Source organism: Pseudoxanthomonas sp. JBR18 (assembly GCF_028198165.1).
Lineage (GTDB): Bacteria > Pseudomonadota > Gammaproteobacteria > Xanthomonadales > Xanthomonadaceae > Pseudoxanthomonas_A.
Genome location: NZ_CP116339.1, coordinates 4,551,662 through 4,572,937, shown reverse-complemented (window position 1 = coordinate 4,572,937; position 21,276 = coordinate 4,551,662). Strand labels below are relative to the sequence as shown.

The following is a 21,276-nucleotide window of genomic DNA, read 5'->3' as shown; positions in this document are numbered from 1 at the left end:
GCTTTCCGGTAAAGCCCTCGCCGCCATGGCGGCTCCCACCACCGCCCCATCAAGATCACCGCTTCATTCTGGAATCCACCCATGAACTTCGTTTCCACCCGCAACGCCTCCCCCGCAGCCTCCCTGAGCGCGGCCATCGCCGCCGGCCTGGCGCCCGACGGAGGCCTGTACGTCCCGCAGGTCATGCCGGCCGCGCGCACGCTGGTCGCTGGCGACACCCTGGCGCAGACCGCGACCACGCTGCTGCAGCCATTCTTCGCCGGTGACGGCCTGGAAGGCGAGCTGTCCGCGATCTGCGAGGCCGCTTTCGGCTTCCCCGCGCCGTTGCTGCCACTGGCCACACCGGGCGACCACGTGCTGGAGCTGTTCCATGGGCCGACGGCGGCGTTCAAGGATTTCGGCGCGCGCTTCCTGGCGCAGTGCCTGACTCGCCTGCGTGGCGCGCAGGCCAAGCCGCTCACCATCCTGGTCGCCACCTCGGGCGACACCGGCGCGGCGGTGGCCGCCGCGTTCCACCAGCAGCCGGGCCTGCGCGTGGTGGTGCTGTATCCGGACGGGCGCGTGTCGCCGCGCCAGGCGCACCAGTTGGGCTGCTTCGGCGACAACATCACCGCGCTGCGCGTGGCCGGCTGGTTCGACGACTGCCAGGCGCTGGTCAAACGCGCGCTGGGCGACGAGGGGCTGCAGGCGCGTGCGCCGCTGAGCTCGGCCAATAGCATCAGCTTGGGGAGGCTGCTGCCGCAGATGAGCTATTACGCGCACGCGGCGTTGCGCCACCACGCGCAGACCGGCAACGTGCTGAACTTCGTCATCCCCACCGGCAACCTGGGCAATGCGATGGCCGCGATCCTGGCGCGCGCCTTGGGCGTGCCGATCGGCCGCATCGTGCTGGCCACCAATGCCAACCGCGTACTGCCTGACTACTTCGACGGCGGTGACTACGCGCCGCAGCCCAGCGTGGCGACCATCGCCAACGCGATGGATGTGGGCGCGCCAAGCAACTTCGAGCGCCTGCGCTGGCTCTACCAGGGCGACGACGCGGCGCTGCGTGAGGCCTTCACCTCGGCCAGCGTGGATGACGAGGCGATCCGCCTGGTCATCGCCCGGCGGTTTCGCCACTTCGGCGAGGTCTTTTGCCCGCACACCGCCACGGCGATCAAGGTGCTGGAGGATCTGCGCAACCAGGGCGCGGATGGTGACTGGGCGGTGGCGGCCACCGCGCACCCGGCCAAGTTCGAGAGCGTGGTCGAGCCGTTGGTCGGCGCGGTCGCGGTGCCGCCAGCCTTGAATGAGCTGTTGCAGCGCCCGGCCCATGCCGACCTGATCGACCCGCACTACGACGCGCTGGTGGCCCGGATCGCGGGCTGAGACGCCGCGCTCGGACATGACAACGCCGCCTCGTCAGTCACGGGGCGGCGTTGTTTGGGCCGACGGTGCTGGCGCGTTTTTTCGCGCCGCGTTGCTCAGTGGTTGTGCGTGCGCATGCCCAGCGGCAGGCGCTTGGGTTCGGGCTCCAGCGGAGCGCCCAGCGCGTGGTAGGAACCCAGCAGCACCAGCAGCGCGGTCGCGTTGCCCAGCAGGAAGGTCGGCGAGCCCATCAGCAGACTGAACTTGCCCAATACCAGCGCACCAAGGGCCGTGGCCGCGCTCAGCACCAGGACCAGCAGGGAGCCCAGATAGGGAACGCAGGGATCGAGCTTCATGGGGACGTGTCCAGCTGGGAGATAACCGCGCATCGGCCGGGCCAGGCGATTCTTGAGGGGAATCTGGCGCCGGACCGGGTTGGCGTTTCAAAACTGTGACGTCAAGCGCTAATGGCATGCTCGCCTGGTCCGTTTTCCGGCGAGGCCGGGCGCCGGGCGATGCGGTGTAGCCTTGCCGGTATGGTCGATTCCATCTTGCCGCTGCAGCTTCCGCCGGACCAGCAGGTCGCGCTGGAAGCCGCCTACGCGCAGCCGCCGCGCGCCTATCACCATTTTGGCCACGTGCGCGAAGTCCTGCACCATGTCGATGAGGTCGCCGCTGGCCCTGGGTGGCAGCATCCGCGGGAAGTGCGGTTGGCCGCGCTCTACCACGACGCCATCTACGAGGCCGGCCACGCCGACAACGAGGCGCGCTCGGCCGACCTGGCGCGGGCCCATATCGCCCGCTGGCTGCCCGATGCAGGACTGGATGTCGATCGCGTCGCCACGCTGATCCAGCTCACCGCGCGCCACGGCAGCCTGTCGCCGGGTGATGTCGATGCCGAGGCTGCGCTGTTTCTGGACTGCGACATGGCGATCCTGGGGGCCGAACCGGCGGCCTTCGACGCCTACGACCGGGCCATCGCCGAGGAATACCGGCACGTGGTGCCGGGCTGGCTGTTCCGACGCAAGCGCCGCCAGTTCCTGGCCGGCGTGCTGGCGGGTCAGCGGATCTATCTGAGCGATTTCTTCCACGCCCGCCTGGACGCCGCGGCACGCGCCAACCTGCGGCGGGCGACGGCGTGAGCGGCGTGCTCTTGACCACCCACGAAGCTGGAGGGTGAGATCCGTGCAGATCAGGCGACGCTTGACCCAGCGAATGGGTTCGTCATCTGCCGCGCTGAATCGAGCACGCTCGCCATCGATCCTGGCCAGAGCGCGTGCCTCGTGGCTTTGCAGCGGCTGCTAAGTTGCCGCCCGGTCAGGGCAGGAACGGAAACACCACCTTCAGCAGTCCCTTGAGTCCGCCCTCGGCTGTGGAGGCGATGGCCTTGGCGCCCAGGCTGTTGAGGGCGTTGCGGGCGTCCTCCCAGCGCAGCTTGGTGAGGTCCTTTTGCAGCAGGTCGGCGACCTCGCTGGCGGTGGGCTGCAGTTTCTTCAGTTCGCGGGTGATCGCGGTTGGGTCTGGCTGCAGGTAACCCCACTTCTCGGCGATCCTGAGCAAGGTGTCGAAGCGCACGGCGACGACCTCGCGGTTGCGCTCGTACACCGGCAGGGCGCCGACCTCCAGGATGGCCTGCTCGAACTGCTGCGCATCGTCGGGATGCTCGACGCGGATGGCGAGAAAGCCGTCCTTCTTGGCCCGTTCGCTGACGTGCTTGGCGCCCGAACGCAGGTTGTCCTCGGTCAGCACGGTGGCCACGATGCGTTGCAGGGCCGCGTCGGATTCTTCCGGAACCAGCGCCCGCCAGCGCGCATAACCGTCACGACGCAGGCTCTTGACCCGTGCCGGCGTGATCCGCAGCTGCAGGGCGGCGGCCGCATTGGAGCTGGCGCGCGAGACGGCGCCGTCTCGCTCCAGCAGCACGAACATCAGCAGTTCCAGGTCGCGTTTGTTGAGCGAGCCAAAGCCCTGCATCAACGACAGCTGCAGGAATTGCTCGGCGAACCCGGCCGGGTCCTTGAGTTGGATCGGTGACATGGCATTCCCTCCGTTGACGATCAGGATGCCATGGGCCTGTCACGCGGTCTGAGACCCAGCGCGATGTCGACCACAGTTCCGCAGGGCGGGCCCGCCGGCTTGACCTGGCCTTCGCATGGCGGCGCTAGAGTCGAGATTCCTGCGGAATCCTGTGTGGAGACGCGATGACCAGCATGTCATTTGGACGCCGGCGCGTGCTGGCCGGATTGGGCGCGGCCGCTGTGTCGATGGCGCTGCCGAGCGCGCTGGCCGCCACACCCGATCGGAGGCTGGGCGTGGCCATCGCCGGGCTGGGCAACTACGCGCAGGGACGCATCGCCCCGGGCCTGGCGCTGACCCGGCACTGCCGCCTGGCCGGCATCGTGACCGGTACGCCGGCCAAGATCCCGGTATGGCAGGCACGTCATCGGCTGCCTGACCGCAATGTCTACAGCTACGAGAGCTTCGACCGGATCGCCGACAACCCCGACATCGACGTGGTCTACATCATCACCCCGCCACACCTGCACGCTGCATTGGCCGTGCGCGCGGCCAATGCCGGCAAGCATGTGTGGTGCGAAAAGCCGATGGCGATGAACGCGGCCGAATGCGAGCAGATGATCGCCGCCTGCCGCCGCAACAAGGTCACCCTGGCCATCGGCTACCGGATGCAGCACGAACCCAATACGCGCACGCTGATGGGCTACGCGGCGTCGCGCCCGTTCGGCCGCATCCAGCGCGTCACCGCGCAGGCCGGCTATCGCGGCTACGACACCGGTGACCTGCACCCGCGCAATTGGCGGCTGGCGCGCGCGTTCGGGGGCGGGCCGATGTACGACATGGGCATCTATCCGCTCAACGCCGCGCGCTACACCACCGGCGTCGAACCGCTGGCGGTCAGCGCACGCAGCCGCGTGGACCGGCCTGAGGTGTTCGACCAGGTCGAGGAGCACATGGACTTCACCCTGGAGTTCCCCGATGGCGTGGTGGCCGAGTGCGCCACCAGCTTCGGGCGCTCGATGAATACCTTGCGCGCCGACTGCGCCGATGGCTGGTACGCGCTGGAGCCGTTCCAGAGCTACAGCGGAGTGCGTGGGCAGGCCAGTGATGGACGCCGCTTGGACGCCACGGTGCGCCACCAGCAGGCGCTGCAGATGGATGACGACGCACTGGCGATCCTGCAGGGCCGGCCGCTGCTCGTGCCCGGCGAGGAAGGCCTGCGCGACCTGCGGGTGATGGACGCGATCTTCCGCTCGGCCAAGGAGAATGGGCGGCGGATCACCCTGTAAATGATGGGGGAGCGGCTCGTAGAGCGGAGCTTGCTCCGCTGGGGCTTTCCCCGCGAACCGGTCGAAGGGCAGCGGAGCAAGCTCCGCTCTACGGGACGGCGTTGACCGGATTTGAGGCCGTTGCTTCGACAAGCCTCAGCCGATCCTCTTAGTGTCGAAGCGCGCCGACTGCGTTGATGGCTGGTACACGCTGGCGCTATTCCGCAGCGAGAGCGGCGTGCGCGATCGACGCGGCGATGGCCGCCTGCTCGACGAGGGATTGCGGCGATCTGTGTGGGAGCTGCTACAGCAGCAATGGGGTTCTGCCGCCAATGCCCCTCGCCGCCATGGCGGCTCCCACGCCTGCGCTCAGCGCGGGCCCTTGGTCGCGAAGACCGTGATCTCCTCGCGGTCGTGGTAGAGCTGCTTGGCGCGCAGCGTGCGCAGGCCGCCGGCCTGTTCGCGCAGGATCTCCAGGCACAACACGGTCTCGTCCCAGCGTTTCTTCATCGGCAGCTTGAGGTTGAACACGGTGTGCCGGCACCAGCCTTCGCGCAGCCAGGTGGCCATGCGTTCGGCCACGCGGCGCGGCTGTTCGACCATGTCGCAGACCATCCAGTCCAGCGGCTGGGCGGGTTGCCAGCGGAAGCCATCGGCGCGCAGGTGGGTCACCAGGCCGGTATCGAGCACGTGCTGGCGCAGCGGGCCGTTGTCGATGCTGGTCACGTGTAACTGCTGCCGGGTCAGCACCCAGGTCCAGCCGCCCGGCGCGGCGCCTAGGTCGGCTGCGGTCATACCGGGGTGCAGCAGAGTCTCGCGTTCGCTGGGGGCGAGCAGGGCCAGGAAGGCTTCTTCCAGCTTCAGGGCCGAGCGCGACGGGGCATCGGGCATCAGCCGCAGGCGCGGGATGCCCAGCGGCCAGGGCGCCGCATCGGCCGGCTGGGCGATGCCGAGCAGGGCGTGGGTGCCTTCGACGAACAGCACGTGCAGGCGCGGCAGGCGCGCGTCTTCCTTGGGCGTCAGCAAGCCGGCTTTGCGCAGCGCCGGACGCAGCGCATTGCCGAAGCTGCGTGCCAGCCCAGCTAGGGGCTTGGCCGCGTCGGTGTCCGGATGCTCCACCCACACATCGCCCAAGCGCGGCGCACCGGCCAGCGCGGCCAGCATCGGGGCGATGCGGTCGGCTGGGTCCAGGTCGCGCAGTTCGGCGACCAGGGCCAGCTTCTGTCGGGCGAAGACCAGCCCGCGCCAGGGCAGGGCGGCGGCCAGGCCGATGTCATCGCAGGCGAACACGACGTAGCCGTCGTTGCGCTGGGTGCGCGCGTAGCCGGCACAACCCGCCTCGGCCGCGCGCTGGGTCAGCTCGCCGGCCAGTTCCGGCTCGAAGCCCTGGCGGCAGGTGCACAGCAGGCCGGTCACGGCGTTCAGTACTGCGGGCCGTGCTGGCCGTAATGGGCCAGGACCGCGCACGCGTCGTCACGGTGTAGATCCCGCAAGACCTCGATGTCGCGCTTGTTGAGTTCACCGATCCAGTCGGCCGGCAGCGGGCCTTCGTCGAAGTCGGTCAGCGCCTCCACATCCTCGGCCCGCGCGCCGATGAGCAGCCGGTCCACGCCGGCCCACACCGTGGCGCCGAAGCACTGGCAGCACGGCTGGGCCGAGGTCGCCAGGGTCACCGGGCCGGGCAACACCGCGTTGAGGCGGAAGGACTGCACGCGCTGCTGGGCCAGCATGTAGGCCATGTTCTCGGCATGTGCCAGCGAGGTGTTCTGCGGCACCACGCGGTTGACGCCTACCGCGACGATGCGGTGCTGCGCATCGAACACGGCCGCGCCGAACGGGCCGCCGCTGGCGTGCTCGACGTTCAGGCGCGCCAGGTCGATCGCCAGCGCCACCTTGTCGGCGTCGCTGTCGTAGGTGCGGGCCATGTCCACCGCGTCGTGGACCCAGGCGGGCAGGGTGAGGTGGACTTGCGCGTACAGCATCAACGGATCGGCTCCGGTGCGGGGATCGATCCATTGGAAACGCCGGGACCATCGTCGGCGGGCATGCAGGTGCCGGCTTGGCACTGGCAGGCGGTGATCTGGCGGAAGCCGCAGATGCCCATGCGGCCGCTGGCCTGGCACTGGGCCTGGACGGCGGCCGGATCGGTGGGGCTGTCGACGTTCACGCAGGCGGGCTTCTGCCCGCAGCAGCTGCCGACGTTCTTGACCATGCACTGCGCATCGCGTGTGCAATGCGTGTCGACCTTGATCGGCGTCTTGCGTGCTGGGAACGGCGTCGACATGGGCGGCGGCGGCTCGCGCACGCCGGTGGCCGGCGCGGGCATCTCCGAAGGCGCGGTCTGCGTCTGGGCCGGTGCGGCGCAGCCGACCAGCAGCACGGCGACCGCCAGCAGCGGGGCGAGCAGGGCGCGCCGCAGACGCATCAGGCCTGGGCCGCCCAGGTATCGCGCAGGGTCACGCTGCGATTGAACACCGGCTTGTCGGCGCTGTGATCGCGGCGGTCGGCGACAAAGTAGCCGGTGCGCTCGAACTGGAACGAGGTTTCCGGCGTTGCCTGCGCGGCGGCCGGTTCGACATAACCGGTCACCACGCGCTTGGACTCCGGGTTGAGGTAGTCGCGATAGGTCTTGCCCTCGCTTTCATCGTCCGGCTTGGCCACCGAGAACAGGCGGTCGAACAGGCGGATCTCCGCCTCCACGCCCGCCTGGGCGTCGACCCAGTGGATCGTGCCCTTGATCTTGCGGTTGGCGCCTTCCATGCCCGGGCGCGATTCCGGGTCCAGCGTGCCATGCAGGACGACGATCTGGCCGTCGGCGTCCTTGATGACCTCGTCGCACTTGATGATGCCGGCGCCGCGCAGGCGCACTTCGCCACCGGGGATCAGGCGCTTCCAGCCCTTGGGCGGCACCTCGGCGAAATCCTCACGGTCGATCCACAGCTCGCGCGAGAACGGCACCTGGCGCGTGCCCTGAGTCTCGTCCTTGGGATGGTTGGAGAAGGTCAGCGACTCGACGTGGTCTTCGGCCACGTTGGTCAGCACCAGCTTGAGCGGGCTGACCACGGCCATGCGCCGCGGCGCGCTGGCGTCCAGGTCGTCGCGCAGGCAGCCTTCCAGCACGGAGAAGTCGATCACCGAGTTCTGCTTGGAGATGCCCACCCGGTCCACCAGCAGGCGCAAGGATGCTGGCGTATAGCCGCGGCGGCGCAGGCCCTGCAGCGTGTACATGCGCGGGTCGTCCCAGCCTTCCACCAGGCCTTCGGTCACCAGTTGGGTCAGCTTGCGCTTGCTCATTACGGTGAAATTGATGTTCAACCGCGAAAACTCGATCTGACGCGGCTTGGCCGCTTCCTTGGGCAGGCCCTTGTCCAGCAACGGCTGCAGCAGCTCGGGATGGCCGACCAGGTCCACCTTGTCCACGCACCAGTCGTACAGCGGGCGGTGGTCCTCGAACTCGAGCGTACACAGCGAGTGGGTGATGCCCTCGACCGAATCGCTCAAGCTATGGGCGAAGTCGTACATCGGGTAGATCGGCCATTCGTTGCCGGTGTTCTGGTGCTCGACGTGCTTGATTCGGTACAGCGCTGGGTCGCGCAGGTTGATGTTGCCGCTGGCCATGTCGATCTTGGCGCGCAGGGTGCGGGCGCCATCGGGGAACTCGCCGGCGCGCATGCGCCGCAGCAGGTCCAGGTTTTCCTCCACGCTGCGGTCGCGGTAGGGCGAGTTGCGGCCCGGCTCGGTCAGGGTGCCGCGGTATTCGCGCACTTCCTCGGCCGACAGATCGCAGACGAAGGCATCGCCCTGCTGGACCAGTTTCTCGGCGGCCAGGTACAGCACCTCGAAGTAGTCCGAGGCATGGCGCAGGTTGGCCCAGTCAAAGCCCAGCCAGCGCACATCGTCCTGGATGGCGGCGACGAACTCGGGGTCTTCCTTGGCCGGGTTAGTGTCGTCCAGACGCAGGTTGCAGACCCCGCCGAACTCGGCCGCCACGCCGAAATCCAGGCAGATCGCCTTGGCATGGCCGATGTGCAGGTAGCCGTTGGGCTCGGGCGGAAAGCGGGTGCGGATGCCCTGGTGCCGGCCCTGGGCCAGATCCTCGCGGACGATCTGGCGGATGAAATCCCGTTTTTCCGGTGCGGAATCGGCGGGCAGGGCAGGCGTGTCGGACATGAGGGCATCAGGGACGTCGAATGAACGACAAGTTTAGCCGATGGCTCAACGTCTTCCCGTGCCGCGCCTCCCTTGTGGGAGCCGTTACAGCGGCGATGAGGCACTTCCGTCAAGCCCCATCGCCGCTGTAGCGGCTCCCACGGCTTGCCGTGTCGACAATGCAGCGTCGCGGCCGGGCGTATGCTCGCGGCCAGCCCACACGCCGAAAAGGACGCTCATGCAAGTCGCCTATCGCGCTGACAACCTGTTCGATGCCCATCTGGCCAGGCACGCGCTGGAAGATGCCGGCATCCCGGCCTTCGTGTTCGGTGAGTCCTTGCTGGGGGCCGGTGGCGAACTGCCGCTGTTCGGCGTGCTGCGGGTCTGTGTGCCGGACGTGGCTTTGCCGCAGGCCCGCGACGCGCTGCAGGCCTCGGGCTTGCTGGACGAGCCGCCCGCCCCCATTTCCGAGGAGCTACCCGATCCGGGGCTGCTGCCCGCCTGATTGCGGCGGGGCCACTTCTCAAGAAGGAGGTTCCCCATGTTCGATAACCTGACCAGCCGTCTGGGCATTGGCGCTTTCAAGCAGCGCCTGCCGCGCGCCGAAGAAGCCCTGCCGGGCCGCGCCGAGCCCCTGCCGCTGCACAACGTGCATTTCGTCAACGGCCATCCGCTCAAGGGGGAATTCCCGGGCATGGAGGTCATTGGCGTGGGCATGGGCTGCTTCTGGGGCGCCGAGCGCAAGTTCTGGCAGTTGCCGGGGGTCTACACCACGGCGGCCGGCTACCAAGGCGGCACCACGCCGAATCCGACCTATGAGGAAAGCTGCACCGGCCTGACCGGACATGCCGAAGTGGTGCAGGTGGTGTTCGACCCGGCGCAGGTCTCGCGCGAGGACATCCTGCGCACCTTCTGGGAAAACCACGATCCCACCCAGGGCATGCGCCAGGGCAACGATCGCGGGACCGAGTACCGGTCGGCGATCTATTGCCAAACCCAGGCCCAGTACGATGCGGCCATCGCCAGCCGCGATGCCTATCAGCGCCGCCTGGGCGAGGCCGGTTACGGCGAGATCACCACCGAGATCGTCTATCCCGCGCCGCCGTTCTACTTCGCCGAGGACTACCACCAGCAGTATCTGGCGAAGAACCCCAATGGCTATTGCGGGCTGGGGGGCACCGGGGTGAGCTGCGCCATCGGCCTGGATGCCTGAGCCGGCGCAAGCCAAGACGTTGCTGTTCGTCTGGCATAGCCAGACTGGGGGCACGGCGGCCATGGTCGAAGCCGCGGTGGGCGCGGCGCGGGCGCAGTCAGGCACGGACGTCCACGTGCGCAGCCTGCATGCCGACCAGGCCGGGCCAGCGGATGTGCTGCAGGCCGACCTGCTGGTCCTGGCCACGCCGGAGTGCCTGGCGGCGGTCAGCGGGCGGCTGAAGGATTTCCTGGATCGCTGCTATTACCCGCTGCTGGAGCGCTGTGCGGGCAAGCCCTGTGCGCTGATGGTGTGCGCCGGCAACGACGGGCAGGCTGCGATCGCGCAGCTGCGCCGTGTGGTGGCAGGTTGGCGCCTGGTCGAGGTGGCCGAGCCGGTGCTGGTGCGCACCGGTGCGCAGACGCCCGAGGCCATTCTGGCGCCCAAGACCCTGGGCGAGGGCGACCGGGCGCGCTGCGCCGAGCTCGGGGCCACGCTGGCGGCCGCCTTGGCCTTGGGCGTGTACTGAGCGCGCAGGGCGTCAGGCGGCGAATTCGGCGGCGAACATCTCGCCGGTCCGGGCGATATCGTCCTCGCGCTCCGGGTGCAGCAGGCGCAGGCAGGCCTGGGCGAATCCCACCGGGCTGGTCCCCGGTGCGGTCACCACCAGGCCGTCGCTGACCACCGGTTGTTCGCGATACGACGCCTGCCCGGCATAGACCGCACCCACCCGGTCCTGCAGGAACTCCAGCGAGTTGCTGGTGTGCGGGCGCGCGTCCAGCAAGCCGGCATAGGCCAGGGCCAGGGTCGCGCCGCAGATGGCGGCAACCGGACGCCCCGCCTCGATGCGCGCCTGCAACAGCCCGCTCAGCCCGGGAATCTCGCCGGCCTGCCATCGCTCCGAACCCGGCAGGATCCACAGGTCGGCCGCCATCGGATCCAGGTCGGACAGCGCGCTGGGCGGCACGATGTGCAGGCCGCCGATGGAGCTCACCGGCTGGCCATCGATGCTCGCGATCTCCACCGTATCGCCGAACCATTCGCGTGCGGCGGGAAGGATCACGCCGATTTCCCAGTCTGCGACGCCGTCGATCATCACCACTGCGATCGTGCTCATTGGCCGGATCCCTGTTCCAGAAGATGGACACGATTGTCGGCAAACGCCTGAAAAACGGGGTGATTGCCGTGTCGGGAAGACCATGGCGTGAACGCGGCGCGCGGCTGACGGCAGGGCTCGGGCTAGAATGGGGCCATGCCCGCGCTGTCCGACAACCTGGCCAACCAGCTGCTGATCGCACTGCCTGCCCTGGACGATCCCCATTTCGCCCGGAGCGTGGCCCTGATCTGCCAGCACGACGACGACGGCGCCATGGGCGTGGTGGTCAACCGCGCTTCCGAGTACACCCTGGGCGAAGTCCTGCGCCAGATGCAGCTGGAAACCGACGACGAGGCGCTGCGCAACCGCGTGGTGCTCTATGGCGGACCGGTGCATCCCGAGCGCGGGTTCGTCCTGCATGACGGCAGCGGTGAGTGGGACTCGACCCTGGAGATCGCCGAGGGCCTGTACCTGACGACCTCGCGCGACATCCTGGAGGCCATGGCCGGCGGCCACGGCCCGGCCCATGCGGTGGTGGCACTTGGGTGCGCCGGCTGGGGTGCCGGGCAGCTGGAGTTCGAGCTGGGCGAGAACAGCTGGCTGACCGCGCCGGCCGATGGCGAGCTGCTGTTCGACCTGCCGCTGGAGCAGCGCTGGCAAGCGGCCGGCGGGCGCATCGGCGTGGACATGACCCGCATGACGGACTACAGCGGCCACGCATGAGTTCCTGGACCCCGCCTCCGCGCGCCCCACAGCGGCGCCTGCCCGGGCTGGTCCTGCCTTTTCTCGCTTGTTTCCTCGATCGGAGTCGGCCATGAAGCTGGACGGCACCGTGTTGGGGTTCGACGTGGGCGCGCGGCGGATCGGCGTGGCGGTGGGCAGCGCCTTCGGGACCGGCGCGCGTGCGCTGGCCGTGGTGGACGTGCATCCGGCCGGGCCGGACTGGGCCGCCATTGACCGGCTGCGCAGTGAATGGTCGCCCGATGGCCTGGTCGTCGGCGACCCGTTGACCCTGGACGGCGGCGACCAGCCGATCCGCAAGCGGGCCCATGCCTTCGCGCGCGAGCTGCGCATGCGCTACAAGCTGCCGGTGGTCCTGGTCGACGAGCGTTCCAGTTCGGTCGAGGCCGCGCAGCGTTTCGCGGTCGACCGCGCACAGGGGCGCAAGCGCAAACGCGATGCCGCCGCGCTGGACGCCGTGGCCGCGGCGGTCATCGTCGAGCGCTGGCTGGCTGCGCCGCAGGACGCCACGCATGTCGAGTAGGGCGTTGGCCTGCCATTGCCTGATTCCTTCCCCGGGCGATCGCGTCGCGGTCGTCGTTTCCTGCACCATCACGAGCACACCATGAGCCAACTGGATTCCGACGGACGCCTGCTGCACCTGCTGACCCTGGAGGGCCTGCCGAAGGAGACGCTGTGTCGCCTCCTGGATCGCGCGGGCATGATCCGCGACACCGCGCTGGGGCGGACCCAGAAGCGCGACACGCTGCTCGGGCGCACGGTCTGCACGCTTTTTTTCGAGCCCTCCACGCGCACCCGCAGCTCGTTCCAGATCGCCGCCCAGCGCCTGGGCGCGGACGTGGTGAACTTCGACGCGTCCACCTCGTCGGCGCGCAAGGGCGAGACCGCGCTGGACACCATGCGCAACCTGGAGGCCATGGGCGTGCGCGGTTTCGTGGTGCGCCACCCCGACGATGGCGCGGCCGAGATGCTGGCCCGCCACGCGCACGAGGGCACCACGGTGATCAACGCCGGCGACGGCCGCGCCTCGCACCCCACCCAGGGCCTGCTGGACATGCTGTCCATCCGCCAGGCCAAGGGGCCGGACTTCGGCCGGCTCAAGGTGGTGATGGTGGGCGACATCAAGCATTCGCGCGTGGCCCGCTCGGACCTGCAGGCCCTGCGCACGCTGGGCGCGACCGACATCACCCTGTGCGCGCCGGAGAGCCTGATGCCCGAGGCGGCCATCAGCGTCGGCTGCAAGACCACCGGCGATTTCGACGCCGCGCTGGAAGGGGCCGACGTGCTGATGATGCTGCGCCTGCAGCGCGAGCGCATGGAGGAAGGGCTGGTGACCTCGCTGGAGGACTATCACCGCGACTACGGCCTCGATGCCGCGCGCCTGGCCCGCGCCGCACCCGACGCGGTGGTGCTGCATCCCGGCCCGATCAATCGTGGCGTGGAGATCACCGACGAGGTCGCCGATGGCCCGCAATCGCTGGTCTTGCGTCAGGTCGGTAACGGCGTGGCCATCCGCATGGCGGTGCTGGAGACCTTGCTGGGCTGAGCGCCGCGCCGCGTTCCAGCGCGACGGGAGGCCGCGGGCCTGGCCGAAGTCCCGTCAGTCCAGGGCGCCCGACCATGCCAAACGGCCCATGCGCGCGGGGACGTGCGCGGTAGGATCAAGGTCCCCCCTCGTCATCGTGGAACCCTTGCGCCCATGAACCTGCGCCATTACCGGGGCCTGCGCGTCCCGGTCCTGCTGCTGTCCTCCATCGCCTGTGCCGCCACGGCCCAGGCGGCCGAAACCGCCAAGCCGCAGGATGCAGGCTTCAACCCACTGGAATTCTTTGCGCCGCTGCAACTGCCGGCGCCGGCCAATGCCATCCGCGATGGCGGTGGCAAGCCGGGCGCCCTGTTCTGGCAGAACCGCGCCGATTACGACCTGCATGCCACCATCGACCCGGCCAGCCACACCCTGACCGGGCAGGAAACCATCACCTACACCAACCACAGTCCCGACGCGCTGGACGTGCTGTGGGTGCAACTGGACCAGAACATCTACCGCGACGATGCCAGGGCCAAGTTCGTGCGCGCGCCATGGCGGCGGCCGGGCCAGCCGGCCACGCCGACCCCGTCCACCCAGGGCTTCGAGATCGCCAGCATCGAGGTGGAGCAGGGCGGCAAGCGCACCAAGGCCGACTATCTGGTCGACGACACCCGCATGCGCGTGGACCTGCCGACCGCACTGGCCGCCAAGGACGGCACGGTCAAGCTGCACATCAACTATCGCTACACCGTGCCTGGCACCTGGGGCGGCCGCACCGCGGTGACCCCGACCAAGAACGGCGACATCTACGAGATCGCCCAGTGGTACCCGCGCATGGCCGTCTACGACGATGTGCGCGGCTGGGACACTCAACCCTACCTGGGTTCGGAGTTCTACCTGGAATACGGCGATTTCGACTACGCCGTGACGGTGCCGTGGGACTACATCGTCGCCGGGTCCGGTGCGCTGACCAATGGCGATGAGGTGCTCACCGCCACCCAGCGCGCGCGCCTGAAGCAGGCCGATGGCAGCGACAAGACGGTGATGATCCGGACCCCGGCCGAAGTCACCGATCCGGCCAGTCGGCCCAAGACCAGCGGCACGCAGACCTGGCGCTTCCATATGGACCACACCCGCGACGTGGCGTTCGCCGCCTCGCCGGCCTTTGTGTGGGATGCCGCGCGCATCGACCTGCCGCAGGGCAAGCACGCGCTGGCCATGTCGGTGTATCCGGTGGAGGGCGCGAGCAACTGGGTGCGTTCGACCGAATACGTCAAGGGCGCGATCGAGCACTTCTCGAACAAGTGGTACAGCTACCCGTGGCCGGTCGCGGTCAACCTGGGCGGGCACGGCGCGGGCATGGAATACCCGGGCATCGTGTTCGATGGCTATGACGACAAGGACGACAAGCTGTTCTGGATCACCGCGCACGAGTTGGGCCATGGCTGGTTCCCGATGATCGTCGGCTCCAACGAGCGCCGCCACGCGTTCATGGACGAGGGCTTCAACACCTTCATCGACGTCTACGCCTCGGACGAATTCAACCACGGCGAATACGGTCCCAAGCGCGATGGCGAGTACGCGCCCAAGGGCGGCAACCCGGTCGACGAGATCCTGCCGGTGCTGGCCGACCAGGACGCGCCGACGCTGATGGACCTGGCCGATGCGACCAGCGAGAAGTACCGCCACCCGGTGACCTACTTCAAGGGTGCGCTGGGCCTGGTGCTGCTGCGCGAGCAGATCCTGGGGCCGGCGCGCTTCGACCCGGCGTTCCGCAAGTACATCGCCACTTGGGCCTACAAGCATCCCACCCCGTCGGACTTCTTCCGCTTCATGGAGAGCGAGTCGGGCGAGGACCTGTCGTGGTGGTGGCGCGGCTGGTACTTCAACAACTGGCAGCTGGACATGGGCATCCAGGCGGCGCACTACGTCGACGGTGACGTGGCCAAGGGCGTGGCGGTGACCCTGGAGAGCGAACAGAAGCTGGTGATGCCGGTGACCCTGCGCATCGACTACACCGACGGCACCCACGAGGATCGCCGCATCCCGGTGGAAACCTGGATCCAGCGTAGCGCGCCCGAGCTGACCTTCCCGACCACCAAGCCGATTGCGCGTCTGGAGCTGGACCCGGACCACGCGCTGCCCGACGCTGACCGCGGCAACAACACGTCCAGCCTGGGCAGCTGAGGCTTCGGGGTCGTGCATGCCCGGGCAGGCCTGGCCGGGCCGGTGGAGGTGCCGCGGCGGGTTAGCCGCGCGCCTTCAGCCGTTCCACGAAGATGCCGCTGGCGAAGTAGGCCAGCAGGTCGGCGTGTTGAGTGCCGGATGGGGCGTGTGGCACCTGCGCGCGCGCGACCTCGGCCAGGGCATCGGCTTCGGCGCGGGTGATGGATTCGACGGCATCCCAGAGCCTTGCCTGCTGATCGTCGATCGCGTGGGCGGTGCGCCACAGGGTGGCATGCAAGGCCGTGGCCGGGCCGGAGGAAGCCAGGGGCGCATCGGGATCGGGCAGGGCCTGGCTGAGGTCCAGGGCGTAGCGCAGGCTGCGCAGGGTCAGCGCCGCCAGGGAGGGGTCTTCCCAGCGGCGCAGGCCGCGCGGCAGCGCACGGACCGCGTGCAGTCCATGCCCCTGGATCAAGGCCTCGCGCACCGGGTCTGGCGCGGGCGCGCCGCTGGCGCGCAGCTGCCAGCCGTGGCGCGCGGCGCGGGCCACGGCGGCGCGTTCGGCATGGGGAAGCCGCATGAGTGAGGTAGACAGGCTGACCAGGTAGCGGTCGGCCAGCACGACGCTAGGCGCAGTGGCAGCGGGTTCGTCCACCGCGGGAGCGAGCAGCGCCTGGGTCTCCCACAGGCATTGCGCGTAGTGGAAGACGCACTGGGCAAGGTGGTTCATGAAAACTCTTGAAACGAAGGCAGGGCGAGCAGCGGCCGGCGGCGCAGCGTGAGCGCGCCATTCTAGGGATGTGCCGTTCGGATCACGTGTTAATGCATGGCACGCGCCGGGCGATGCCGGAATGCCTGCAAGGTGCGGGCACCGGACCTGGGTGGTGCTGGTTCAGGCCTGGTGGGCCAGGGCGTAGTCGATCCCAGCGCACACCGCGGCAGCCTGGGCGTCGTTGCACTGCTGCGGCGTGGCGCGCGGACTGTCGGGATAGACCTCGGTGGTGGTGACGTAGCGCGCGCCGGTGATGCCCGCGCAGAGGCCCAACGGTCCCACGGCGTATTCGATGACGCCGGGCGAGACCACGGGCGAGCCGATGATCTCGCCGCGCGCGTCGGCCGGGGCGATATGGGTGACCTTGGAGACCGCCTCGATGATCGCGGCCTGGAAGCCGCGCTGCGGGTGTTCGCTGTCGTCGACCAGGTAGAAGCCGTCCGGGATTTCGCCGGGTTCGTAGGGCTTGCCGTCGCGCGCGGCCAGCGCTGGACGGAACTCGGTTTCGTCGCTGTCGGTGGTTTCGTGCAGGTCGATGTGGACCAGCACCTTGCCGCGCAGTGGCGCGACCAGGTCCAACAGCGCGGCCGACTCGCCGGCGGGGCTGCCCGCGCTGAAGGAGCGGTTGGGATCCAGCGCGTCGGGGTTCCAGCGATGGATGCGCTCGTACCCCCATGGACTCACGCACGGAGCCACCAGCAGATTCACCTTGCCCGCATAGGCGGCGGCGTGCCGAGCGACGAACTGCAGCGCGCCGTGCACGCCGCTGGTCTCATAACCGTGCACGCCACCGGTGACCACCGCGCAGGGCAGGCGCTCGTCCCAGTCGCGGCTGCGGACGGCCAGCAGCGGGTAGCGCCCGTCCGGCGCGTAGTCCAGCTCGCCATAGGCGGCGATGTCGAAGCGATCCCCCAGCGCCCGGATCTTGCTGGCCACCTCGTCTTCATAGCTGCGGCGCCGGCTCTGCTGTGCGCGCCACTGCGCCTTTTCCGCCGGGCCCCAGGGCTGGCCGGGTGTGCCGATGGTGGTCGGGTCGGTGGTGGGGTGCATGGCAGTCCTCGTGCGCGGTGGCGTCTTTGAAAAGCGGCCGGCACTCTAACAAAGGACTGACAGGTGCCGCCTCATGAAACCGTGTGGCAGGGCATTGCCGTGCCGGCAGCTAATGGTGTGTGCAGGTCGTCGATCCCGCTCCGCAGCCGCAGGTCGCCATGCAGAGGTCTCTTCCTCCACGCGCATCCTCGCTGCAGGATGCGGGGCGAGGCTTGTGTGGAGGATGGTCGGGAAGGGTGGAAGCGAGGCTATCCGGGCTTTCGCAGCGGCGTGGTGCCGAGTCGCTCGATACGACCACCGGACCGCTCGAAGGCGTCCAACTGGTCCTGCAGGGTCTGCTGGGCGGCGCGCTTGTCTTCGCGCGGGCGGGAAAAAAGCGAATCAGGCGGCATGGCCTTGGTGCTGCGCAGTGTCGTCATGGGCGTCTCTTGCGGGTGCACGTCCATGTTTGACAGCCACCGCGTCGGCTTGTCGTGAAACCCACGCAGGCGGGGACCGCGTACTGGGCGCGGCCTGCCGCAGCACACCGCGCGCCGGTGGGGTCAGGCCAGGTATTTGCCGAACCAGTCCAGCGTGCGTTCCCAGGCCAGTTTGGCGGCGGCCTCGTCGTAGCGCGGCGTGGAATCGTTGTGGAAGCCGTGCTGGGTGCCGGGATAGAGATAGGCCTCGTAGACCTTGTGCTGGGCCTTCAGCGCGGCCTCGTAGGCCGGCCAGCCGGCGTCGATGCGTTCGTCCTTCTCAGCGTAGTGCAGCAGCAGCGGCGCCTTGATCGCCGGGACTTCCTCGGCACGGGGTTGGCGGCCGTAGAACGGCACGGCCGCGGCAAGCTCCGGATACGCCACCGCCGCGGCATTGGCGACCCCGCCGCCGTAGCAGAAGCCGGTGATGCCCACCTTGCCGGTGGTGCGCGCAGGGCTCAGCAGATATTCCACCGCGGCGAAGAAGTCGTTCATCAGCTTCTCCGGATCTATGCCGGCCTGCAGCGCACGGCCCTTGTCGTCGTTGCCGGGGTAGCCGCCCACCGAGCTCAGGCCATCCGGCGCCAGGGCCAGGTAGCCGGCCTTGGCCACGCGCCGGGCGACATCTTCGATGTAGGGGTTCAGGCCGCGGTTCTCGTGCACCACCACCACCCCTGGCACCAGCCCAGTGGCCTTGGCCGGACGCACCAGGTAGCCGCGCACCTGGCCATGCCCCTTGGGCGCGGGATAGGTGATGTACTCGGCCACGATGTCCGGATCGGTGAATTCGACCTGGGTGGCCAGCGCGTAGTCGGGACTGAGCGAGGCCAGGATGGCCGTGGCCGACAGACCCGCCACGGCGAAGGCCGCGGCGCCATCCAGGAACTGCCGCCGGCTCAGGCGTCCGTGGACGTAGCCGTCGTAGAGCTCAAGCAGTTCCGGCGCGAAATCCTTGGCGGTCAGACGGGGCATGGCGGGCTCCTGCGGCAGGACGGAGCGCGCAACATAGCAAGCCGCCTCCCGACGTGGTGTCAGGTCCAATTGGACCTGACCCACAGGTCATCCAGCGGGATTGATCGGGCGACGCCGCGCCCCCAGCCAGAGCAGGGCGATGCCCGCCGCCAGCATGAGGGTGCTCGCCAGCGCCTGTCCGCAGGCATAGCCAAAGGCGGAAGGCGAGGCCAGGGCGGTGGACAGCGCCGGATGCGCGTCGGACAGATGCCTGAGCCCGCGCGCGAGCAGCATCAATCCGAGCACGACATGCGCGAACGCGAGGGCGGGGTGGGATGGACGCATGGCACAACTTCCTTGTGAGCGAGCAAAGTCCGCAGGCTTCCGCGAACAGGAGACAAGCATAGATCAGTCGTCTGCGTTTGGGTGCATGCTGCGCGAGAGACGCCGGGGTGCCGTGTTAGCCTGCGCCGCGCCGGGCATGGACCGGTGTCCCGCTGCTGCGCTGCCCGACGATGAGAACCGACAGCCGACTCTCCCGCATGCTGCATGTGCTGCTGCACATGGCGCGCCACGCATCGCCCATGACCTCCGAGCAGATCGCCGCGATGCTGCGCACCAACGCCGTGGTTGTCCGGCGCACGATGGCCGGATTGCGCGATGCCGGCTATGTGAGCGCAACCCGGGGACATGGCGGCGGATGGGAGATTGCCTGCGACCTGGACCAGGTCAGCCTGTTGGACGTCCACCGGGCGGTCGGCGGCAACCGACTGTTCGCCCTCGGCCACGAGCACGACAACCCGGACTGCGGTGTCGAACGGGTGGTCAACGCCGCCATCGACGATGCCCTGCAGCAGGCCGAGGCGCTGCTGCTGGCCCGCCTGGGCGAGGTTTCACTCGCCGACCTGGCAGCGGACTTCGACGCGTTGTGCGAATCCGGCGGCTGGAAGCGCAGGACGGCCCGCGCCCACTTGCCGTAGCCCTCCAATCCAGGATCCGGGGTCGCGCCACGCGCGTCCGTCAACAGAGTGTTGTCCGACGCCTTTTAAAGTAACAATAAAAGTACCTTAAGATTGTGCCCCAGGCCGAAGGGCATGCCGCTGTGTGCAGGCACGCCGACGGCGACCAGAAACGGAGCGCTCATCCATGACCTTTCCTCCATCGAACCGCTATGACGCACTGATCGTGGGCGGGAGTTTTGCCGGCTTGTCTGCCGCGTTGATGCTGGCCCGTGCACGCAAGCGTGTGCTGCTGGTCGACAACGCCCAGCCGCGCAACCGCTTTGCCAACCACGCGCACAACCTGATTGGCCACGACGGCAAGCCTCCGGCGATGCTGCTGGGCGAAGCCATCGACCAGCTCATGGCCTATCCGAACGTAGAATTGCGCATCGCCTTCGCACGCGACGGCAGCCGGGTGGACGATGGCTTTCGTCTGCACCTGGACGAGGGCGCGCCGGTGGAGGGCCGCACCCTGGTGCTGGCCACCGGCATGCGCGATGTATTACCACCGCTTCCTGGCCTGGCCGAACGCTGGGGCCAGAGTGTGCTGCACTGTCCCTATTGCCACGGGTACGAGTTCGCTGGGCAGGCCCTTGGCGTGCTCGCCACCGGCCCCATGAGTCCGCATCAAGGCGAGATGATTCCCGAGTGGGGACCCACGACGTATTTCACCCAGGGGGCCTTCGAGCCCACCACCGAAGCGCTGCAGCGACTGCAGGCGCTGGATGTCTCGACCGAGCGCCAGCCGGTCGTGGCACTGGAAGGCGAGGGCGGTTCCCTGTCGTCGGTCCGGCTGGCCGACGGGCGCCGCGTCGCTTTGGCCGCGCTGTTCACCGCGCCAAGGCAGGCCTTCGCGAGCGACCTAGCGCGCAACCTGGGATGCGAGATCGTCGAAGGGCCGCTGGGGCCGCGTGTCGTCGTCGATCCGGTGGGCGCGACCTGCGTCCAAGGCCTGTTCGCCGCTGGCGACATGGCCAATCCGATGCAGAGCGCAGCGCTGGCGGTTGCGGGTGGCACGCTCGCCGCTGCCTCGGCACACCGCGCGCTGATGGCGATGCGCCTGCCGGCCTCGGCCGCCGCTTAGCGGCCGTGCGCGCAATGCCTCAGGCGGCTTCGCAGCCAGGTGCGTCGCTCACGCGCGTGGACAGGCCTGCACGTGAGCGTGTCCACGATGGGCAGCCGTACCCCACCAGGATGGTATCGGTCGCGATCTCGAAGGCCGCCAGCTGGGCCGGCGTGAAGTTGCGCGAGAGATCCTCGAAAATCTCGCCGAACGCCATCCACCACGCGTGCTCATCGGCCTCGCTGTCCAGGCGGTTGGAGACGTATTCGCGGATCAGTTCCACTGCGGTCCTGACATCCTGGTCGCTGACGCCACGCCGGAAGATCCTGTCTTCGATCTGGGCATTGCGGTCGAGGGCGATGGTGGTGGTGCGGGACATCAGGATCGGGTCGTTCATGGTGCGGTTCTGCCGGGGTGCCGAGCGGGCGCGCATGATCGAGTGCGATGTGTTCAAGGGTGGTGTACGTGCGGGGTCGGATTC

Annotated in this window: 25 protein-coding genes; 12 read left to right on the top strand and 13 right to left on the bottom strand. The window is 68.8% G+C overall.

Annotated elements, in window-relative coordinates:
• Positions 1 to 81 precede the first annotated feature (81 nt).
• Positions 82 to 1,368, top strand: coding sequence for a threonine synthase (gene thrC, locus PJ250_RS20520; RefSeq protein WP_271646482.1), 1,287 nt, complete (start codon positions 82 to 84; stop codon positions 1,366 to 1,368).
• Positions 1,369 to 1,463: 95 nt separating this feature from the next.
• Here thrC and PJ250_RS20515 read toward each other — a convergent pair whose 3' ends face one another.
• A complete protein-coding gene (locus PJ250_RS20515) occupies positions 1,464 to 1,703 on the bottom strand; it encodes a hypothetical protein (protein WP_271646481.1) in 240 nt (79 codons plus the stop codon).
• Positions 1,704 to 1,883: 180 nt separating this feature from the next.
• On the opposite strand from PJ250_RS20515, the gene PJ250_RS20510 reads away from it, so the two are divergent.
• Positions 1,884 to 2,489 (top strand): HD domain-containing protein, encoded by a 606-nt coding sequence (locus tag PJ250_RS20510; RefSeq protein ID WP_271646480.1) that lies wholly within the window; start codon positions 1,884 to 1,886, stop codon positions 2,487 to 2,489.
• Positions 2,490 to 2,664: 175 nt separating this feature from the next.
• Here the strand turns inward: PJ250_RS20510 and PJ250_RS20505 are convergent, their stop codons facing one another.
• Positions 2,665 to 3,384, bottom strand: coding sequence for a hypothetical protein (locus PJ250_RS20505; protein WP_271646479.1), 720 nt, complete (start codon positions 3,382 to 3,384; stop codon positions 2,665 to 2,667).
• A gap of 164 nt (positions 3,385 to 3,548) precedes the next feature.
• On the opposite strand from PJ250_RS20505, the gene PJ250_RS20500 reads away from it, so the two are divergent.
• Positions 3,549 to 4,652, top strand: coding sequence for a Gfo/Idh/MocA family protein (locus PJ250_RS20500; protein WP_271646478.1), 1,104 nt, complete (start codon positions 3,549 to 3,551; stop codon positions 4,650 to 4,652).
• A 348-nt stretch (positions 4,653 to 5,000) separates the two neighbouring features.
• Here the strand turns inward: PJ250_RS20500 and rlmM are convergent, their stop codons facing one another.
• The 4 genes from rlmM to PJ250_RS20480 are packed head-to-tail and all read right to left on the bottom strand — an operon-like array spanning position 5,001 to position 8,801.
• A complete protein-coding gene (gene rlmM / locus PJ250_RS20495) occupies positions 5,001 to 6,047 on the bottom strand; it encodes a 23S rRNA (cytidine(2498)-2'-O)-methyltransferase RlmM (RefSeq protein ID WP_271646477.1) in 1,047 nt (348 codons plus the stop codon).
• Positions 6,048 to 6,052: 5 nt separating this feature from the next.
• Positions 6,053 to 6,613 (bottom strand): nucleoside deaminase, encoded by a 561-nt coding sequence (locus PJ250_RS20490; RefSeq protein WP_271646476.1) that lies wholly within the window; start codon positions 6,611 to 6,613, stop codon positions 6,053 to 6,055.
• Positions 6,613 to 7,056 (bottom strand): hypothetical protein, encoded by a 444-nt coding sequence (locus PJ250_RS20485; protein WP_271646475.1) that lies wholly within the window; start codon positions 7,054 to 7,056, stop codon positions 6,613 to 6,615. Before PJ250_RS20485 ends, PJ250_RS20490 begins: the two co-directional genes overlap by 1 nt.
• Entirely contained in the window at positions 7,056 to 8,801 is a 1,746-nt protein-coding gene (locus PJ250_RS20480) for a glutamine--tRNA ligase/YqeY domain fusion protein (protein ID WP_271646474.1), read from the bottom strand. The genes PJ250_RS20485 and PJ250_RS20480 overlap by 1 nt, the downstream gene beginning before the upstream one ends.
• A gap of 217 nt (positions 8,802 to 9,018) precedes the next feature.
• On the opposite strand from PJ250_RS20480, the gene PJ250_RS20475 reads away from it, so the two are divergent.
• From PJ250_RS20475 to PJ250_RS20465, 3 genes are read left to right on the top strand one after another with little or no spacing between them, the layout of a single operon-like run.
• Positions 9,019 to 9,285, top strand: a complete 267-nt coding sequence (locus tag PJ250_RS20475; protein ID WP_271646473.1) for a putative signal transducing protein — start codon at positions 9,019 to 9,021, stop codon at positions 9,283 to 9,285.
• A gap of 36 nt (positions 9,286 to 9,321) precedes the next feature.
• Positions 9,322 to 9,993 (top strand): peptide-methionine (S)-S-oxide reductase MsrA, encoded by a 672-nt coding sequence (msrA, locus tag PJ250_RS20470; protein ID WP_271646472.1) that lies wholly within the window; start codon positions 9,322 to 9,324, stop codon positions 9,991 to 9,993.
• A complete protein-coding gene (locus PJ250_RS20465; protein ID WP_271646471.1) occupies positions 9,986 to 10,501 on the top strand; it encodes a flavodoxin family protein in 516 nt (171 codons plus the stop codon). The genes msrA and PJ250_RS20465 overlap by 8 nt, the downstream gene beginning before the upstream one ends.
• Positions 10,502 to 10,513: 12 nt before the next feature.
• On the opposite strand, the gene PJ250_RS20460 is transcribed toward PJ250_RS20465, so the two are convergent.
• Positions 10,514 to 11,089, bottom strand: a complete 576-nt coding sequence (locus PJ250_RS20460) for a type 1 glutamine amidotransferase family protein (protein ID WP_271646470.1) — start codon at positions 11,087 to 11,089, stop codon at positions 10,514 to 10,516.
• A gap of 135 nt (positions 11,090 to 11,224) precedes the next feature.
• On the opposite strand from PJ250_RS20460, the gene PJ250_RS20455 reads away from it, so the two are divergent.
• The 4 genes from PJ250_RS20455 to PJ250_RS20440 all read left to right on the top strand — a co-directional run bounded on the left by PJ250_RS20455 (position 11,225) and on the right by PJ250_RS20440 (position 15,524).
• Positions 11,225 to 11,791: a YqgE/AlgH family protein gene (locus PJ250_RS20455; protein ID WP_271646469.1), complete on the top strand. Its 567-nt coding sequence runs from the start codon at positions 11,225 to 11,227 to the stop codon at positions 11,789 to 11,791.
• Between the two features lie 91 nt (positions 11,792 to 11,882).
• Positions 11,883 to 12,332 (top strand): Holliday junction resolvase RuvX, encoded by a 450-nt coding sequence (gene ruvX / locus PJ250_RS20450; RefSeq protein WP_271646468.1) that lies wholly within the window; start codon positions 11,883 to 11,885, stop codon positions 12,330 to 12,332.
• An 81-nt stretch (positions 12,333 to 12,413) separates the two neighbouring features.
• Positions 12,414 to 13,355, top strand: a complete 942-nt coding sequence (locus PJ250_RS20445; protein WP_271646467.1) for an aspartate carbamoyltransferase catalytic subunit — start codon at positions 12,414 to 12,416, stop codon at positions 13,353 to 13,355.
• A 153-nt stretch (positions 13,356 to 13,508) separates the two neighbouring features.
• Positions 13,509 to 15,524 carry a M1 family metallopeptidase gene (locus tag PJ250_RS20440; protein ID WP_271646466.1) on the top strand — a complete coding sequence of 672 codons (2,016 nt, stop codon included), beginning with the start codon at positions 13,509 to 13,511 and terminating at the stop codon, positions 15,522 to 15,524.
• Positions 15,525 to 15,585: 61 nt separating this feature from the next.
• Here the strand turns inward: PJ250_RS20440 and PJ250_RS20435 are convergent, their stop codons facing one another.
• From PJ250_RS20435 to PJ250_RS20415, 5 genes are all read right to left on the bottom strand, one after another.
• Positions 15,586 to 16,230, bottom strand: coding sequence for a hypothetical protein (locus tag PJ250_RS20435; protein WP_271646465.1), 645 nt, complete (start codon positions 16,228 to 16,230; stop codon positions 15,586 to 15,588).
• 162 nt (positions 16,231 to 16,392) lie between these two features.
• On the bottom strand, positions 16,393 to 17,322 hold the full coding sequence (locus PJ250_RS20430) for a M14 family metallopeptidase (protein WP_271646464.1): 930 nt from the start codon (positions 17,320 to 17,322) through the stop codon (positions 16,393 to 16,395).
• A 248-nt stretch (positions 17,323 to 17,570) separates the two neighbouring features.
• Complete coding sequence (locus PJ250_RS20425; RefSeq protein ID WP_271646463.1) at positions 17,571 to 17,741, bottom strand: hypothetical protein; 171 nt, start codon at positions 17,739 to 17,741, stop codon at positions 17,571 to 17,573.
• Positions 17,742 to 17,864: 123 nt separating this feature from the next.
• Positions 17,865 to 18,752 carry a YghX family hydrolase gene (gene yghX / locus PJ250_RS20420; protein WP_271646462.1) on the bottom strand — a complete coding sequence of 296 codons (888 nt, stop codon included), beginning with the start codon at positions 18,750 to 18,752 and terminating at the stop codon, positions 17,865 to 17,867.
• A gap of 87 nt (positions 18,753 to 18,839) precedes the next feature.
• Positions 18,840 to 19,076, bottom strand: a complete 237-nt coding sequence (locus PJ250_RS20415) for a hypothetical protein (protein WP_271646461.1) — start codon at positions 19,074 to 19,076, stop codon at positions 18,840 to 18,842.
• A 170-nt stretch (positions 19,077 to 19,246) separates the two neighbouring features.
• Here PJ250_RS20415 and PJ250_RS20410 point away from each other — a divergent pair, with 170 nt between their 5' ends.
• Both PJ250_RS20410 and PJ250_RS20405 read left to right on the top strand, forming a co-directional pair.
• Positions 19,247 to 19,711 carry an Rrf2 family transcriptional regulator gene (locus PJ250_RS20410; RefSeq protein ID WP_271646460.1) on the top strand — a complete coding sequence of 155 codons (465 nt, stop codon included), beginning with the start codon at positions 19,247 to 19,249 and terminating at the stop codon, positions 19,709 to 19,711.
• A gap of 166 nt (positions 19,712 to 19,877) precedes the next feature.
• Positions 19,878 to 20,816, top strand: coding sequence for an NAD(P)/FAD-dependent oxidoreductase (locus tag PJ250_RS20405; protein WP_271646459.1), 939 nt, complete (start codon positions 19,878 to 19,880; stop codon positions 20,814 to 20,816).
• 19 nt (positions 20,817 to 20,835) lie between these two features.
• Here the strand turns inward: PJ250_RS20405 and PJ250_RS20400 are convergent, their stop codons facing one another.
• On the bottom strand, positions 20,836 to 21,192 hold the full coding sequence (locus tag PJ250_RS20400) for a hypothetical protein (RefSeq protein ID WP_271646458.1): 357 nt from the start codon (positions 21,190 to 21,192) through the stop codon (positions 20,836 to 20,838).
• Between the last annotated feature and the right edge of the window lie 84 nt (positions 21,193 to 21,276).

Bases quoted from the DNA above. Each gene is read 5' to 3' on its own strand.
- PJ250_RS20405 (WP_271646459.1), top strand. From the start codon at position 19,878: ATGACCTTTCCTCCATCGAACCGCTATGACGCACTGATCGTGGGCGGG.
- thrC (WP_271646482.1), top strand. From the start codon at position 82: ATGAACTTCGTTTCCACCCGCAACGCCTCCCCCGCAGCCTCCCTGAGC.
- yghX (WP_271646462.1), bottom strand. From the start codon at position 18,752: ATGCCCCGTCTGACCGCCAAGGATTTCGCGCCGGAACTGCTTGAGCTC.
- PJ250_RS20400 (WP_271646458.1), bottom strand. From the start codon at position 21,192: ATGAACGACCCGATCCTGATGTCCCGCACCACCACCATCGCCCTCGAC.
- PJ250_RS20440 (WP_271646466.1), top strand. From the start codon at position 13,509: ATGAACCTGCGCCATTACCGGGGCCTGCGCGTCCCGGTCCTGCTGCTG.
- PJ250_RS20445 (WP_271646467.1), top strand. From the start codon at position 12,414: ATGAGCCAACTGGATTCCGACGGACGCCTGCTGCACCTGCTGACCCTG.
- PJ250_RS20505 (WP_271646479.1), bottom strand. From the start codon at position 3,384: ATGTCACCGATCCAACTCAAGGACCCGGCCGGGTTCGCCGAGCAATTC.
- PJ250_RS20460 (WP_271646470.1), bottom strand. From the start codon at position 11,089: ATGAGCACGATCGCAGTGGTGATGATCGACGGCGTCGCAGACTGGGAA.
- PJ250_RS20500 (WP_271646478.1), top strand. From the start codon at position 3,549: ATGACCAGCATGTCATTTGGACGCCGGCGCGTGCTGGCCGGATTGGGC.
- PJ250_RS20435 (WP_271646465.1), bottom strand. From the start codon at position 16,230: ATGAACCACCTTGCCCAGTGCGTCTTCCACTACGCGCAATGCCTGTGG.
- PJ250_RS20475 (WP_271646473.1), top strand. From the start codon at position 9,019: ATGCAAGTCGCCTATCGCGCTGACAACCTGTTCGATGCCCATCTGGCC.
- PJ250_RS20515 (WP_271646481.1), bottom strand. From the start codon at position 1,703: ATGAAGCTCGATCCCTGCGTTCCCTATCTGGGCTCCCTGCTGGTCCTG.
- msrA (WP_271646472.1), top strand. From the start codon at position 9,322: ATGTTCGATAACCTGACCAGCCGTCTGGGCATTGGCGCTTTCAAGCAG.
- PJ250_RS20425 (WP_271646463.1), bottom strand. From the start codon at position 17,741: ATGACGACACTGCGCAGCACCAAGGCCATGCCGCCTGATTCGCTTTTT.
- PJ250_RS20410 (WP_271646460.1), top strand. From the start codon at position 19,247: ATGAGAACCGACAGCCGACTCTCCCGCATGCTGCATGTGCTGCTGCAC.
- PJ250_RS20465 (WP_271646471.1), top strand. From the start codon at position 9,986: ATGCCTGAGCCGGCGCAAGCCAAGACGTTGCTGTTCGTCTGGCATAGC.
- PJ250_RS20490 (WP_271646476.1), bottom strand. From the start codon at position 6,613: ATGCTGTACGCGCAAGTCCACCTCACCCTGCCCGCCTGGGTCCACGAC.
- PJ250_RS20415 (WP_271646461.1), bottom strand. From the start codon at position 19,076: ATGCGTCCATCCCACCCCGCCCTCGCGTTCGCGCATGTCGTGCTCGGA.
- ruvX (WP_271646468.1), top strand. From the start codon at position 11,883: ATGAAGCTGGACGGCACCGTGTTGGGGTTCGACGTGGGCGCGCGGCGG.
- PJ250_RS20510 (WP_271646480.1), top strand. From the start codon at position 1,884: ATGGTCGATTCCATCTTGCCGCTGCAGCTTCCGCCGGACCAGCAGGTC.
- PJ250_RS20480 (WP_271646474.1), bottom strand. From the start codon at position 8,801: ATGTCCGACACGCCTGCCCTGCCCGCCGATTCCGCACCGGAAAAACGG.
- PJ250_RS20430 (WP_271646464.1), bottom strand. From the start codon at position 17,322: ATGCACCCCACCACCGACCCGACCACCATCGGCACACCCGGCCAGCCC.
- PJ250_RS20485 (WP_271646475.1), bottom strand. From the start codon at position 7,056: ATGCGTCTGCGGCGCGCCCTGCTCGCCCCGCTGCTGGCGGTCGCCGTG.
- PJ250_RS20455 (WP_271646469.1), top strand. From the start codon at position 11,225: ATGCCCGCGCTGTCCGACAACCTGGCCAACCAGCTGCTGATCGCACTG.